Raw genomic sequence first — 271 nt, 5'->3', positions numbered from 1 at the left:
GGTGGCACTGCACAACGTGGCGAACGGCACGCTGAGCGCGTCGAGCCTCGACGCGGTGAACGGCTCGCAGCTGTACGCGACGAACCAGAGCATTTCGGACCTGTCGGGCGACATCACGAACATCAACGGTCAACTGGCTGACGCGGTGCTGTACGACTCGTCGGCGCACGACTCGGTCACGCTGGGCGGCACGTCGGCCACTTCGGCAGTGGCGCTGCACAACGTGGCGAACGGCACGCTGAGCGCGTCGAGCCTCGACGCGGTGAACGGT

General features: G+C 66.8%; 1 protein-coding gene. It reads left to right on the top strand.

From position 1 onward, the window contains the following. Positions 1-271 (top strand): hypothetical protein (locus U5A57_RS41545; RefSeq protein WP_321918147.1); only part of this gene is annotated, 271 nt, incomplete at both ends.

Origin of the sequence: Paraburkholderia sp. J11-2 (assembly GCF_905220185.1) — a bacterium.
Classification (GTDB): Bacteria; Pseudomonadota; Gammaproteobacteria; order Burkholderiales; family Burkholderiaceae; genus Paraburkholderia.
The sequence above is the reverse complement of the archived record's forward strand: the minus strand, read 5'-3'. Positions and strand labels throughout refer to the sequence as shown.